A 16127-nucleotide genomic window follows, 5' to 3' on the forward strand; every position below is an offset into this window, starting at 1 on the left:
GATGCCCATTTATAAACGCCACTTACCCCATTTAATGTTTCTAATTTATTCTTTCCAAATACTTTATAGCTATGCATTCCTTGTACTGGCTCACCATTAACCAGCTCTTTAAAATAACCAAAACGTTTATAGATTTCAGGGTCTTTCACCCAATCAGGAATATTTTCAACATGATAGGTAATGTACACATCGCGCACGGTGCCGCCCCCTACGCCATTAATGGTGTCTTTAGTGCGTTTAATTTTATCGACAACCACTCGACCAAAACAAAAATTAGTATTACCAAATGTCCATTTTACATATTTGCGCCCTAAATCGGTCAGGTTATAACGGTATATCGGTTTACCGTCGACTTCGCCTAGGTATTCCTCGGTAAAAAAGCCTCGCTTGCTAAATAAATGTAAATTCTCATTTTTTAAGCGGTTATGATATTCTTTCATAGTTTGAGTTGAGAAAGGTAATTCTTCCCCTTTTAGATGTATAGTGGTATACGGGTACATGGACTTAGTTACTCTGCCTGCCATCATACAAATCGCTTTATCGCCAGTTTCATTGTTCCAGTCATAAATTTCTTGAATATCCTTTTTATACGGGTAGTTGTCGCAAGCGGTCAACAAGATACCGCATATTGAGAGTGTTAGAATTTTTTTCATTTTTTATACTTCGCTTAATCTTTTATATAGCTGTTACCCAACACACTATTTTAACTCTTTATTAAAATCTGATGCCCATTGATAAACACCGCTTTCACCAGTTAATGTTTCTAATTTATTCTTTCCTAATACTTTATAGCTATGCATTCCTTGTACTGGCTCACCATTAACCAGTTTTTCAGAATAACCAAAACGTTTATAGATTTCAGGGTCTTTCACCCAATCAGGAATATTTTCAACATGATAGGTAATGTACACATCGCGCACGGTGCCGCCCCCCACGCCATTAATGGTGTCTTTAGTGCGTTTAATTTTATCGACAACCACTCGACCAAAACAAAAATTAGTTTCAGCAAATGCCCATTTTACATATTTGCGCCCTAAATCGGTGAGGTTATAACGGTATATCGGTTTACCGTCGACTTCGCCTAGGTATTCCTCGGTAAAAAAGCCTCGCTTGCTAAATAAATGCAAACTGTCATTTTTTAAACGGTTATTATATTCTTTCATAGTTTGAGTTGAGAAAGGTAATTCTTCCCCTTTTAGATGTATAGTGGTATACGGGTACATGGACTCAGTTACTCTGCCCACCATCATACAAATCGCTTTATCGCCAGTTTTATTGTTCCAGTCATAAGTGCCTTGGATTTTTTGTTTATACGGGTAGTTGTCGCAAGCGGTCAACAAGATACCGCATATTGAGAGTGTTAGAATTTTTTTCATTTTTTATACTTCGCTTAATCTTTTATATAGTTGTATGAAAGCAAGAATGGCGTTTTTTCTTGTTTCTCTTTATTGTTATCTGATTTTTCAAACATGCCTGTTGGCCAGTAGTTAACCCGAATTGAAACCTCGTGCTTGCCTTTTATTTTCCCCAACTTCCATTTTATTAAAAATAGCCCTACTTGGTTTTCAATTGGTTTACTATCTGATGGGGTATCAATCGGTTTACTATCCGATGGGGTTTCAATCGGTTTATTATCTGATGGGGTATCCGTCGTCGATGCATCCGAGCTTTTATTGTCGTCTGACTTGCTGTCAAAGGCGATATCCATCATTTCTATTAACAGTTTTTCATCATCATTTTCATCACCCTTTTTCTCATCCATACGGTAACGTTCTTCACTCTCTGCTTGCTCTTCGGTTCTCGGAGTAAAAAAATCAGCGGAGGATAATGGCTTAATAGCTAATAATTTACCGCCATGAGATATCGTCAATTCAACTGGCGTTTGATTACTCTTCGATAAGGATTTAATGGTTACTTTTCCTTCAAATACGGATTTATCTCTATCAAAATCCGGCAAGTTTAGCGTTAGCATTAAATCGTAATCGATTTCAATAAGTTTATACACCACCCCTATAGGATACATTGGTGGTGTATTTGTTAATATGGTATCCGCTGCTTCTAATAAGGTACTCCTTTCAGCTTCGAGCAAACAACGACCCCCATTTACCGCTAAATAGTAATCCTGCTCGGAAAGTAACATACATTTCGGCGTCGGTAAGTAATAAGGTGGGTATTTTGATTGATGAAAATCAAAATTACCTAGCATACAACGGTTTAACCATTTGTTGATTTCATCCCAATCGCTTCCATCACTGTAAAATATATTATTGACAATCAAAATACCAATAGAAATAACAATAAATATAATTTGCCCCCAAAAAGGCACAATATTTGCGCATACGGCAAGACCCATGATAAGACTTAAAGCACTTGTGGCACAAACAACACCAGAACCCGTGTTCCCTTCAATACAGCTTGTTATTGCTTGAGTCAGCGACATTGCACTGTCTATCACACCTAGCACATTAGCTACATTGGCTACCGGTTTTAACCCTTCTAGTAACGCACTGAGTCGACCGCCTCGCTCGATAAATAGTGACGCGTTTTGCGCACGTATTACCCCTAATAATTGGGTGCCGTCTATGATTAACTGCGTTGTTGCCGACATTGTTGAGGCATAACTTATCAATAGGCGATACTTCATTAAAATTTTGGCAATCGGATCTTTGATATTATCGATTTCTTTTTGCGCCTCTTTTAAGGCGGTCACCTGAAAATATAAACCTATGCTACCTAACACACAACTGGAGGATTTATCAAATATTTCAATAAGTTGTTTTTTCCTTTTTAAGGTTTTTGATAAATGCTTAATGTCATTTTCATCAAGTGTGGCATTGTTAGCTTCAATAATGTTAGAGGTTATCCGTTTTAACGATTTTTGCCCCAAACCACCCTTTGAGCTAAACCCTTTTTCAAAAAGGCGTTGCTGCTCTTCGCTTTCAAATGCCATTAATATATTGATTTCAACTGTTTCTTTTGCTATCTGTTTATTATTTGTATGTTTTATATACCAACGAGACTTTTCTGACTGGGCTAAATTGACAGTTGTCCCTTTATTGGTTTTCAGCTCTTTATGCACAAAAAAGGGCATCAGCTTTTCATTGTGTTTTATATATTCATTTAAGCCTTTGATTGACATTTTTACTTTATATTGACATACCCGTTCTTGCCCTTGTACTTTAAACAGTTTTATAGCTTCTAGATAGTGGTCTTGCAATTTTAGATTATGGATTTTTACATTATTTTCCATTGAACGATTGGCGCCTTCAATACTAAAATTCACAATTTTTTCAATGAACCGGGTCATTAACTTTTTGTTATTTTTTAACTTAACACTAAGGAGCTCATTGGTGATAGCAATAACGTCCCTGCCCGATAAGCCCACTTGTTTCAAGGCTGATTGGTCGTTGTCCTCTAATTCTGCCACATATTTAAATACCAACGGGGTCGTTGATTGTGTTGTTCCTTCCTTCTCGTTTATTTTCGTTTTATCCCCAAGCAGATAAAAATATATCGATTGGTCATTATTCAGTAACATTCCCCATAACGCCGAATGTTGCGGTAAGGTGATGGTGCCTAAACAGGCACTGTCAAATATCACTAAAAATGAATTTAAAAAGCTTAAGTGCATATCTGAAATATCTGGCTCTATTTCTGCTTGCCAAAAAAGCAGCTTATTTACCGTGCTTGGTAACGCAGCTTTCGGCTCGCCGTTTTGAGCACTACCCTTCGATGCCGGCGAAGATTCAACCTGATAATATTTGTGGTCCTCACCAAATAACCAAATCAAATAGTTATAATAATCTTGCGAGCAAGTTTCAATATAATGATATAAAGATTGATACCCCGTTTTTTCAAATGTTTCATAGTTGTCTAACGACGGTTGATTAAGTCGTTTAGCCCGTTTAGACCAGTCATCTTCAAGCCGTTCATCAGCATAATATTGTTTTACTTGTTGTAAATCATAAAAATGTACAACTTTTACACTATCGATATTTTTATATCTATTCGCTTTTTTACCTATATTAGCTTTATATTTTTCAAGTAACTCAGCTTGTTGAACCGGGGTTAAGGGAATTTCTTTATAATTACCTAAACCCCTTTTTTTTGATATTCGGTTTTCAAGACCCAATACGCTGATACGACGGCAATAAACACGCCTATTAAATTGCCATAGGTTATAGACATCATCTTCTGCTATACCCAATTTCTTCGCTAAAGGTATATCACCAATAACACCTCGTACGCTAATTTTATCTATATCACTAAGCTCATCTATGGTCTTTTGTTCTTTATCATATGTATTGATTTCATCGTTTTTCTTGATGTAATGCGTAATATTTTCGTCTGCACTGCCCACTCGATAACGTGGATATTGAGAAGGAGCATTATAGTTCTCTTTGGAATTATAGAATAAAAATAAATAAGCTTCGTTTTCACATTCTTGGGAAATGGAAGAACGTATTGAGTCTTTGTATTGTTCTATTAACTGATATTGTCGGCGGGGATAGTTCAGCTCTGGCTTAAAGTAAACAAAAGGGTATTCTTTTACTAATTGTGTTTGCTCACTGTAATAATTTGCAAGCTCATTTCGACCTCTAGCCTTTTGCATTGCCCTTGCCAATGGGTGAGCGGTTAAATGCTTCTCTTTTTCATAAATTAAATCATGACTACTACTGCGAACTAGTTGATGATACTTTTTTAATTCAACTACATCACTATTATCTTTTATATTTTGACTGGCTAGCCCTTCCGCCACCGGCGCTAATTTTTGGCGCCTTTGTATAGATAGCTCTTCTGCAATACCTAGGCTATCTTCTACTACTAATGCCGCAATTTCTGTAAGGTAATGGCTATTTGATTGGTAGCTTTGTAGCGTATTATTTAATGCCTCAAAGGATTTTTCTAATATTAATGAATTGAAATGGCTTGCCGTAAAAAACTGTTGAACATTCACTTCTTGTAACAGCTCTAGGGTGTAACGAAAAAGTCCATCCAATGAAACGTCCAGTTTTTTAAAAATGCCTTTACTCATTGAGCCGATAAGAGAAATGATTTCATCTAGCTTTTCCTTTGCTTTTTTAGGTTGACGCGATTTTTCCTTTTTTCGCCCGGTTTCATCAAAATAATCATGGACCATTCTATCGTCACACTCAAGCTCTAGTAAGTGACGTTTTTTATCCATAAAGTCGTTAAACAAAAAACTGCGATTTTGCGGCGAAATGTCTGGGGCTTTGGTTTGTGTCAGATCTACTTCACTAAATCGCTGTAAGCGTTCGATTTTATTTTTTCGGTAATGGTTAATCGTTTTGACTTTCCAACGTATCGGGGAATAAGCAATCCAAGCTTTATCATAAACTCGATTGTCAATGGTGATAAATAACCCTTTTATGTTGTGATTGTCTTTAAGGCAACTTTCGGGGATTTCTTTAGGTCTTGAACCTTTGACATCACGGAACTTTCGTAGGCGCATCGCCCCTGAATAAGTCACTTCATAAACCATTACCTCTAGTTTACTATCATCTGTATTGCCTATCGGGTTGCAAAGTATATATACATAACCTTCACGTAGCATTCGATATACGTATTTATATTCTTTCCAACTCTCTTTCGGTTCTCTGTCCCCTAACTCTACCATACCTTTAGACCAGTCAATATTATGATAAAATCTAATCGGTACAATTGACTTACGAACTAAAAATAAGGGAAAACCTTTGCGCTGACATACTCCACATTGTCCATTTTCTAATAATAAGGCTTTTTTATCCGATTCATAAACCAATTCTGGTTCAAAATAACTTTCTTGTGGATCTTGTAAATCGTCTATATTTTGTGTTTTTTTTGTTTCTAATATGTTTTCTTGGTTCATTGTTCTCTTCATCCAGATAAAACTAATACGATACTAATATATTATTTAATTGTTATTTAACGCTTTGCTTTTTATTGAAGTTAAAGCGTGCTCTTCTTGGCTTAATAATTTGCCTAGTTGACCTTGCTTTTCTTCGTTATTTATCACTTGGTTAATTATTTCAGCCAATTGTTCGTTTTCAGTTAATTGTCCATATATTATCGAAAATAATACATATGCCCGCCGGTCATTAGCATTTTTTAGCTGTTTGCCTTGAGGATCATAAAAATAATGAATTATTTTTGATAAGATTTTCGGCGGTAACGGTTTTTCTTTTTCTTCATACAGGTCTGATAATGTTACCGCTATTTGATAAAGCTGAGGTTTGTTAAGATGATTATAACGCAATGATTCATTAGTAAAATTTAATACAAACTCCCATTCATCTTGATAGCTAATTGAATGGAAAGCATACAGCTGATAGTCCATATCAACAAAGTAATAATTGCTATCGGTCGGTAATAATAATCCAAGGTGTGAATTTGGTTCAATATAACTGTGACGAATGAGATCTAATATAAAAGGTTCATAAAACGGTAAATAATTGGTATTTAAAGCTTTACCTGCTCGCAAACAAGATTCGACCAATGCTTCGGCAAGCTCTTTGGGCGGTAAGGGGCTGGCAATAAATCCAGATACATACTGTTTTTTGTTTAAAAATTCATCGTCTATTTGTACAATGGCCGCGGCTAATAGCTCTCTATTTAACGGCTCGTTGGGTGCGGCTATACATACAAGTAGTGGGCAAGAGTGTAATTCATGCAAAAGAGTCGGACGTTTGAGCACCGCTAAACGATCAGAAGGGAAATTTTCTTCTAACTCTTCACTATAGATAAGTGATAATTCACTGACAACACCTAATCTATCTAACAATATATAGCGATATTTTTGTTGATTTGTGTCATTGCTTAGTTCTTTTTTTAATTTATCAAAAGCAACGGATAATGGTATAAGGGAAGAATCCTTCATTATTGCCCCCTTATTCTAAGATTTATTACTATAAGCTTACCGCGTGACTCATCACCACTTTCCAATAAGATTTCTTCATCCAAGAACACTTTATTGGCACAACACTTTTTTTTATTCATCTCTATTCCTAAAATACTAATAGTTTGAACACCTTTTGGGTGGTATTTTTTATTTTATTCAATTAATTCTTTTAAATAAAAAATCATTAACTAATATATATGCTGTTCAACCAAAAATCAAAAAAAGTTTTTTTATGATCTTTTTTGGCTTGTTATGTAGCCGATTATTGATTTTTCTTTATTCTTAATGGTTCGGATATTATCCTTATGTTTGATTTTTTTCGCGCTCAATTGCTCGATAGCCAATATCATGACGGTAAAAACAACCATGCCAATGAATTTTTTTCACTTGTTGATAAGCTCGCTGTTGAGCATCTTGCACTGTGTTGCCAAGTGCAGTTACGCAAAGTACACGCCCACCATTTGTAAATATATGACCTTTTTCAAAACGAGTGCCGGCATGAAATACTTTACAATCTTGCGTTGGCTTTGTCGGTAAGCCCGTTATTATATCTTGGGTGTCGTAGTGACCAGGATACCCTTCTGCTGCCATAACTATGCCTAGCGATGGTCTTGGATCCCATTTTGAGTTGATGGTATTTAATTTGCCATCCACTGCTGCAAGGCAAAGTTCGATGAGATCAGATTGCATTCGCATCATTATCGGTTGTGTTTCTGGATCGCCAAGTCGGCAGTTGAATTCAATAACTTTTGGGTTGCCGTTTTTGTCAATCATTAACCCCGCATATAAGAAGCCAACATAAGTATTACCCTCTTGCGCCATGCCGTTAACAGTTGGGTAGATGATCTCATCGATTACCTTTGCAAAAACGGCATCTGTTACTACAGGAGCAGGTGAGTAAGCCCCCATTCCACCTGTATTTAATCCAGTATCACCATCACCAACTCGTTTATGATCTTGGCTTGTTGCCATCGGTTCTATATGTTTGCCGTCAACCATGACAATAAAACTCGCCTCTTCACCTTCTAAAAACTCTTCTATAACCACTCGGTGACCTGCATCGCCAAAGGCATTGCCTGCTAACATGTCACGTACGGCGTTTTCGGCTTCTTTTAGCGTCATGGCGACAATTACACCTTTTCCTGCTGCCAATCCGTCGGCTTTGATAACAATCGGGGCGCCTTTTTGCCGTAAATAAGTAAGTGCGAGCTTAACGTCTGTAAAATTTTGATATTCAGCGGTAGGGATGTTATGCCGTGCAAGAAAGTCTTTGGTAAAGGCTTTTGAACCTTCTAATTGTGCAGCGGCTTTTGTTGGACCGAAGATTTTTAATCCCGCTTTTTGAAAACTATCAACTATACCCAAAACTAATGGTGTTTCTGGTCCTACTATGGTTAAATCTATTTGCTGTTGCTCTGCAAAGTTGAGTAATCCACTAATGTCGGTTGCTTTGATGTTTATATTTTCTAAATTTGGCTCAAGCGAACTGCCTGCATTTCCTGGTGCAATAAATACTTTTGAAACGAGCGGTGATTGTGCTGCTTTCCATGCTATGGCATGCTCACGCCCGCCATTACCAATGACTAAAACTTTCATAAAAAATCCTTAATAATGCCTTTTTAATAAAAAGATAACTATAAGTAATTATTTGTAATAATAAGCAAAGTTGCCATATTATTCATTTCAAAATTAATGTCTAAAATGGCGCATATTCGTAAATATCATTGCAATATTGTGTTCATTTGCAGCTTGGATCACTTCGTCATCACGAATCGATCCGCCAGGTTGAATTATACACGTTACTCCCGCTGCCGCTGCTGCATCAATCCCGTCCCGAAATGGGAAAAAGGCATCGGAAGCAACGACAGAACCTGAAACTTTTAGGTTTTCATCTTGTGCTTTGATTCCTGCAATTTTGGCGGAATAAACTCGGCTCATTTGTCCTGCGCCAATGCCAATTGTCATGTTGTTTTTGGCATAAACAATGGCATTGGATTTAACAAATTTGGCTACTTTCCAACAAAATAAAGCATCAGACAGTTCTTGTTCTGTTGGTTTGCGTTTGGTGACAAAAGTAAGTTCGTTTGGCGATACCATGCCTAAATCACGATCTTGTACTAATAATCCGCCATTAACACGCTTAAAGTCTAAACTGACCACCGTAGGTGTTGACCATTCGCCGCATTCCAGCACGCGTACATTTTTTTTCGCTTGAATAATGGCTAACGCATCTTGATTGATAATTGGGGCAATGATAACTTCAACAAATTGTTGTTGAACAATAGCCTGAGCCGTTGCCGCATCTAATGGGCGGTTAAAGGCAATAATGCCTCCAAAAGCTGATGTGGGGTCGGTTTTGTAGGCATTTAAATAGGCATTTAAAGTATTGTCGCTAACCGCAACACCACAAGGGTTGGCGTGTTTGACAATTACACAAGCAGGCTGTTCAAAGGATTTTACGCATTCAAGCGCTGCGTCAGTGTCGGCTATGTTGTTATAAGATAGTGCTTTACCTTGTAGTTGTCTTGCCGTTGCTATTGATGCTTCGTTAACGCCTTCTTCAATATAAAAAGCGGCTTGTTGATGACTGTTTTCACCATAGCGCATGTTCTGTTTTTTTATAAATTGGAGATTTAATGTGCGTGGAAATTGTCCTGCTGGTTTATCGGTTTCGCCCATATACGGTGGTACATGTTGTCCAAAGTAGTTGGCAATCATGCCATCGTATTTGGCTGTGTGTTCAAAGGCTTTAATGGCAAGGTTAAAACGATATTCAAATGATAGTGCGTTTTGGTTATCATCCATCATATTAATGATATTTTTATAATCACTACAATCAACTACAATGGCAACATCTTTATGATTTTTAGCAGCAGATCGCACCATAGTTGGTCCACCAATATCAATATTTTCAACAGCATCATCTAAAGTACAATTTGGTTTAGCCACGGTTTGTGCAAAAGGGTATAGGTTTACAACGACCATATCAATAGGCTCAATTTGATATTGGTGCATAATATTATCATCAATTCCTCGTCGCGCTAAAATAGCGCCATGAATTTTGGGGTGTAGCGTTTTGACTCGTCCATTCATCATTTCAGGAAAACCAGTGTAATCAGATATTTCTATGACCGGTATTTGGTGTTCCATAAGTAATTTAGCGGTCCCCCCCGTTGATAGAAGTTGTACGTTTCGTTGATGTAGAGCTTGGGCAAATTCTACAATTCCAGTTTTGTCAGAAACACTAAGTAAGGCTCGATGGATGGGACGTAACTGCTGCATGATGGGACTCCCGATGTTGATACTTTAAATCCAAATCAGTTAAATCGGTATTATATATAAAAGCGTTGTTGTTGTTTAGTAATTAGTTTATATTCTGATAGATTTATGATAATTCAGGTGTTTTATTAGATAGTTTTGCTAGTAGCTTTAAAATTTAAAAATTTTGATATCACTGAGCTAATTAGGTCTAATTATATGTTTTATTTTTAATTAAATTTGGACTATAAAGCGCGTTAGGTGGGGCGTTTATATTTTAGAACTGCTTTCATTTATATAGGGCGATTTTGTGTAGTTTTGTTAGTATTTTGTATCAATAAGTTGTGATATCAATACTAGCTATCAATATTATGTTTAATTTATGCCACTATACCGATAGCTAGTTGGTTATGATATGTTAGTCGTCACTATAACCAAGACTGCGTAAGGCACGCTCGTCATCAGCCCAACCCGCTTTGACTTTTACCCAAAGCTCTAAATGAACTTTATTATCAAAGAATAACTGCATATCTTTGCGAGCTTCTATACCAATTTTTTTGATTTTTTCGCCTTTATTACCTATAACCATTTTCTTTTGTCCGTCGCGTTCAACCAAGATTAATCCATTAATACGGTACATGCCGTTACGTTCGTCCACTTTGAATTGTTCAATTTCAACAGTCACCGAATAGGGTAATTCATCACCTAAAAATCGCATTAGCTTTTCGCGAATAATTTCAGATGCCATAAAACGTTGGGAGCGATCAGTAATATAATCTTCAGGGAAATGATGCTCACCTACAGGCAAGTGTTTTTTAACAATATTTTTGATGATATCAATACCTTCGCCTGTTTCAGCACTAATCGGTATGACATCAAGAAAATTCACTTTTTGGCTGATCGTTTGAATATGTGGCAATAGCTGTGTTTTGCCAGTGACATTGTCAATTTTATTAATCACTAATAATACAGGGCTTTTGCAGTCTTTCAGTTTATTGACGACCATTTCGTCGTCATCAGTCCAATGTGTACCTTCGACAACAAAAATAACCAACTCAACATCACCAATTGAACTGCTTGCTGCTCGGTTCATTAGGCGGTTTATGGCTCTTTTTTCTTCTATATGTAATCCTGGGGTGTCAATATAGATAATTTGGTCGTTATCTTGGGTATCAATTCCAACAATACGATGGCGTGTCGTTTGCGCTTTACGTGATGTAATTGAAACTTTTTGTCCAAGTAATTGGTTTAGTAAAGTCGATTTGCCAACATTTGGGCGTCCTACTATAGCAACAAATCCACAATGTTTTGTTTTTTCTGTCATTTTATACCTAGTTGATTAAGCGCTTCTTGAGCTGCGGCTTGTTCTGCTTTACGGCGGCTCAAACCACGACCTAAATATTCATGTTTGTCATTTTCGATTTTACATTGGATTAAGAATTCTTGTTCGTGGTTATCGCCTGTCACTTCAAGAATTAGATAACATGGTCTTTCATGATGTATACCTTGTAAATATTCCTGTAAACGTGTTTTAGCATCTTTTTGTTTGATGCCTGGTTTTATCTCTTTTAATCGAGTTTGGTACCAAGATAAAATTAATCGACGTACATTTTCAATATTACTATCTAAATAAATAGCACCAATAATGGCTTCGACAGCATCCGATATTATTGATTCTCGACGATATCCGCCGCTTTTTAATTCACCTTGACCAAGAATTAGGTGATCACCCAATTTGAAGTTAATGCCAATTTCCGCTAGCGTTTGACCACAAACTAAACTTGCTCGCATTTGGCTTAAATCACCTTCATCTTGCTGGGTGAAACGGTGGAAAAGCTCATCTGCAATAACAAAGCTTAATATTGAATCCCCTAAAAATTCCAATCGTTCATTATGTGATTTATTAGCACTGCGATGAGTCAGTGCTAGTTCTAATAATGAAATATTTTGGAACTGATAACCTATTGATTGTTGAATTTGAATAAATTTTTTCATAATTGTGATAGCTTAGTGTATACCACCAATCTGGCTAAAGCGGATGCCTGTCGGCCATTCATTAGGTTGTTTTTCAAAGCTCATCCATATTGCTACCGCTTTACCAACAAAGTTTGATTCAGGAACAAAGCCAAAATAGCGACTGTCGCCACTATTGTCACGATTATCACCCATCATAAAGTAATGCCCTTGAGGTACTACCCATGTAGCTATCGGCTGTCCTTTTTGGTGATAGAAATAATTAGGATCTTCATAAGTTCCTTGTGTAATTAAGATATCATGCACCTTGTTACCTAATGTTTCTTGCCGTATTTTCATGTTAAAAGTGATTAATGAATCAGAATCGGTGATCCCTCTATCTTTATACTGTTGTAAGGTATAAAAATTAGGGTTGGATTTAGATCGTTGATGTACTTCTTTCCAATTGCTTTGTCGTAATTCACTATAGTGTAAATCAAGAGGTTCTTCCTTTTGGGCTGTGCAATTGGTATCGTTTATTTGGCAAGCCGGATAAACAATAACTTTTTTCTCTTTTACAAGATAGACAATTTTGTCACCAGGTAATCCAACAACACGCTTAATTAAATCTAATTGGGATCCATCAGGGTGTTTGAACACAGCAACATCCCCACGTTTTGGATGACCAGTTGAAATTAATACTGTATTAGTTATAGGATCGCGTAATCCATAGGAATATTTTTGAACTGCAATAAAATCCCCAATTAATAACGTTTGCATCATTGAACCAGACGGAATTTGGAAAGGTTCAATTAAAAATGAGCGTATGATAAATACCACAAAAAGTACAGGGAAAAATGAAGCTAAGTTTTCAATCCAACCTTTAGGCTTGCCAACTTCAGCAAGTATTTTTCCATCAATGTCTCCATTACATTGTTTACGAACTTCTTCAACTTTTCGTTGGCGAGCAGGTTTCCATTTATATTTTTCTAGAACCCAAAATATTCCTGTAATGAATGTTGCTAATGTTAATATGATGGCAAATGTTCCAGCCATTTTTATTCCTCTTTAACTGATTTATTAATCTTTACCGACATGCAAAATAGCTAAAAACGCTTCTTGTGGTAATTCAACATTACCAATTTGTTTCATGCGTTTTTTACCTTCTTTTTGCTTCTGTAAAAGCTTTTTCTTACGACTTACATCACCGCCATAACATTTGGCTAATACGTTTTTACGCAACTGTTTAACCGTTGAACGGGCAATAATATGATTTCCGATAGCTGCCTGAATAGCTATATCAAACTGTTGGCGTGGAATAAGATCTTTCATTTTTTCAACTAATTCTCGTCCACGATAAGGCGCATTGTCTTTGTGCGTAATTAATGCCAACGCATCTACACGCTCGCCGTTAATCAATACATCTAATCTTACCATGTCAGACGCTTGGAAACGTTTGAAACCATAGTCTAACGAAGCATACCCACGAGAGGTTGATTTGAGTTTGTCAAAGAAATCTAAAACAACTTCTGTCATTGGAATTTCATACGTTAAAGCAACTTGATTACCATGATAAACCATGTGAGTTTGTACACCACGTTTTTCTACACATAATGTTATCACATTTCCTAAGTAAGTTTGTGGGACTAAAATGTTACATTCAGCAATCGGTTCTCGTAATTCTTGAATATTGTTGACCGCAGGTAGTTTAGCCGGGCTATCCACATAAATAATGTCATTTGATGTCGTTAGTACTTCATAAACAACCGTTGGTGCTGTAGTGATTAGGTCGAGATTATACTCACGTTCTAGACGCTCTTGAATAATTTCCATATGCAGTAAGCCAAGGAAGCCACATCTAAAGCCAAAACCTAATGCGCCTGAATTCTCTGGCTCATAAAAGAGTGAAGCATCGTTTAAACTTAATTTTCCAAGTGCATCTCGAAATGCTTCATAATCATCCGAGCTCGTTGGGAATAAACCTGCGTAAACCTGCGGTTTTACTTTTTTGAACCCTGGTAATGGTTTTTCAGCAGGTGTTTTTGCAGAGGTTAAAGTATCGCCCACAGGTGCACCCAAAATATCTTTGATTGCACAAACAACCCAGCCAACTTCACCACATCGTAAGCAGTTTTTATCAACTTGTTTAGGTGTGAAAATACCAATTCTATCAACGTTATAAGTCATGCCTGTGCTCATAACTTTGATTTTGTCACCTTTATGTAATTCGCCATTTTTAATACGAATTAATGAAACAACACCCAAATAGTTGTCAAACCATGAGTCAATGATCAGCGCTTGTAGTGGAGCGTTTGAATCCCCTTTTGGCGCTGGAATGTCACTCACCAATTGTTCAAGTACTTCAATTACACCTATGCCTGTTTTAGCAGAACATCGCACCGCATTAGAGGCATCAATACCAACAATATCTTCAATTTCAGCAGCCACACGATCAGGTTCAGCAGCAGGTAAATCAATTTTATTAAGAACAGGCACCACTTCAAGATTCATGTCTAAGGCTGTATAACAGTTTGCTAATGTTTGCGCCTCAACCCCTTGACCTGCATCAACCACTAATAATGCACCTTCACAAGCTGCTAGCGATCGTGAAACTTCATATGAGAAGTCAACATGACCAGGTGTATCAATGAAATTCAGCTGATATGTTTCACCATTTTTAGCCTGATAATCTAATGTTACGCTTTGCGCTTTAATTGTAATTCCACGCTCACGTTCTAAATCCATGGAGTCTAGCACTTGTGCTTCCATTTCACGATCAGAAAGCCCACCACAAATCTGTATTATGCGGTCTGAAAGTGTTGATTTCCCATGGTCAATATGGGCAATAATTGAAAAATTGCGGATATTTTTATTCATATCAATAAATTATAATCTGTATTTTTGTTATAAAAAGTTAACGATTTAAATGCCATTTGATTATAAATAGTATTTATAATGATAACGAAGTCAGAAAAAGTAGCATTTTACACATTTATCACTACTAAGCATAGCGTTATCGAGAATTTTGCGCTGATTTCTCGACAATATTTTGCGCAATACGCTCAATGGTTGTGCGTGGCAAATTACCAATAATAATAATATTTTTTTGCCCAATATTTGTTGAAAAAACAGTTCGACCACCTTGCTGTATAAATTGATTTGATTGGCTTGTTTTTTCAGGCGATACATTAACTGTAAATGAGAAAACACCATCAGAAAATAATTTAGTTTCTATATCAGAATTGTAAAAATTAACATTGTAGGCTGCAATTTCTTTGAAACCTTTTGGTAACCAAGCTAGTTGCCATGCTTCTAGTACGTCGCCCTCTTTTTGTATTGATAATAATATGGGATATGTTCGTGTATCGATATAATCATTAATTTTGTTTTTATCAAAATTTAAATCAAGATCCACAACTTTTAATTGGCTAATAATTTCACTATGCTGGTCTAATAAGTCTATTCGAAGCGGTAAATAAATTTCATCGTCAATCCAAAAAACATAGCTATAACGATCTTTGTCTTTGGCTATCATTTTAACTAGTTGAACACTTCGATTCGCTGTTCTGGTTTTTCCCAATAATGTAAAATCATAAACATCAATCAGTTTACTGAAATTGTTATAAATTACATCCGGAAATGCTTCAAGAATTCGAGGACTGGTTATAGAAAAAGAAGCGCTGTCTGGTTGGAAATAACTAGTAATATTATCATGCAAAATAATTTCTTTCGCTGAACCTTCAAGATAAAGTAACATCGCTTTAATGTCGTTTTTTTTCGTTGCACCTAAATGTGTATATTCATAGGTGGTAACATACTGATTTTTCTCTTGCGATAGAAAATGAATTTGATAATTTTGAGTTTGCACAGCCTTATTCATTTTGTTTAGTAGGCTGAGGGCCTCATCATAATCCATTGCATTAGCAACTAGGGAGAATAATATCAGAAACAAAGTGACGATATAATATCGACTCTTTTTAATCATTAGTAAACCTGAATTAAATATTAATCTCATTTC

The 16127-nt window shown here is 36.4% G+C and carries 11 protein-coding genes; all 11 read right to left on the reverse strand.

The window, feature by feature from the left end; all coding sequences use genetic code 11:
* A partial coding sequence (locus A9G48_RS02905) for a hypothetical protein (RefSeq protein ID WP_141672946.1) occupies window positions 1-653 on the reverse strand: 653 nt, incomplete at its 3' end.
* A 45-nt stretch (window positions 654-698) separates the two neighbouring features.
* Window positions 699-1376, reverse strand: a complete 678-nt coding sequence (locus tag A9G48_RS02910) for a hypothetical protein (RefSeq protein WP_141672947.1) — start codon at window positions 1374-1376, stop codon at window positions 699-701.
* 14 nt (window positions 1377-1390) lie between these two features.
* Window positions 1391-5869 carry a toxin VasX gene (locus tag A9G48_RS02915; RefSeq protein WP_065575764.1) on the reverse strand — a complete coding sequence of 1493 codons (4479 nt, stop codon included), beginning with the start codon at window positions 5867-5869 and terminating at the stop codon, window positions 1391-1393.
* 45 nt (window positions 5870-5914) lie between these two features.
* Window positions 5915-6877, reverse strand: coding sequence for a hypothetical protein (locus A9G48_RS02920; protein WP_034943799.1), 963 nt, complete (start codon window positions 6875-6877; stop codon window positions 5915-5917).
* 324 nt (window positions 6878-7201) lie between these two features.
* Complete coding sequence (gene purD / locus A9G48_RS02925) at window positions 7202-8494, reverse strand: phosphoribosylamine--glycine ligase (protein ID WP_034943802.1); 1293 nt, start codon at window positions 8492-8494, stop codon at window positions 7202-7204.
* A 93-nt stretch (window positions 8495-8587) separates the two neighbouring features.
* A complete protein-coding gene (gene purH, locus A9G48_RS02930; RefSeq protein WP_065575765.1) occupies window positions 8588-10180 on the reverse strand; it encodes a bifunctional phosphoribosylaminoimidazolecarboxamide formyltransferase/IMP cyclohydrolase in 1593 nt (530 codons plus the stop codon).
* Between the two features lie 394 nt (window positions 10181-10574).
* Window positions 10575-11480, reverse strand: coding sequence for a GTPase Era (era, locus tag A9G48_RS02935; protein ID WP_065575766.1), 906 nt, complete (start codon window positions 11478-11480; stop codon window positions 10575-10577).
* On the reverse strand, window positions 11477-12151 hold the full coding sequence (gene rnc / locus A9G48_RS02940; RefSeq protein ID WP_034943808.1) for a ribonuclease III: 675 nt from the start codon (window positions 12149-12151) through the stop codon (window positions 11477-11479). The genes era and rnc overlap by 4 nt, the downstream gene beginning before the upstream one ends.
* 12 nt (window positions 12152-12163) lie before the next feature.
* Entirely contained in the window at window positions 12164-13165 is a 1002-nt protein-coding gene (lepB, locus tag A9G48_RS02945) for a signal peptidase I (RefSeq protein ID WP_034943810.1), read from the reverse strand.
* A 24-nt stretch (window positions 13166-13189) separates the two neighbouring features.
* The gene (gene lepA / locus A9G48_RS02950; RefSeq protein WP_034943812.1) at window positions 13190-14986 is read right to left on the reverse strand and encodes a translation elongation factor 4; all 1797 of its coding nucleotides are present in this window, start codon (window positions 14984-14986) and stop codon (window positions 13190-13192) included.
* Window positions 14987-15122: 136 nt separating this feature from the next.
* A complete protein-coding gene (locus A9G48_RS02955) occupies window positions 15123-16124 on the reverse strand; it encodes a MucB/RseB C-terminal domain-containing protein (RefSeq protein WP_080715849.1) in 1002 nt (333 codons plus the stop codon).
* Between the last annotated feature and the right edge of the window lie 3 nt (window positions 16125-16127).

Source organism: Gilliamella sp. wkB18, assembly GCF_001690875.1.
GTDB lineage: Bacteria > Pseudomonadota > Gammaproteobacteria > Enterobacterales > Orbaceae > Gilliamella > Gilliamella apicola_A.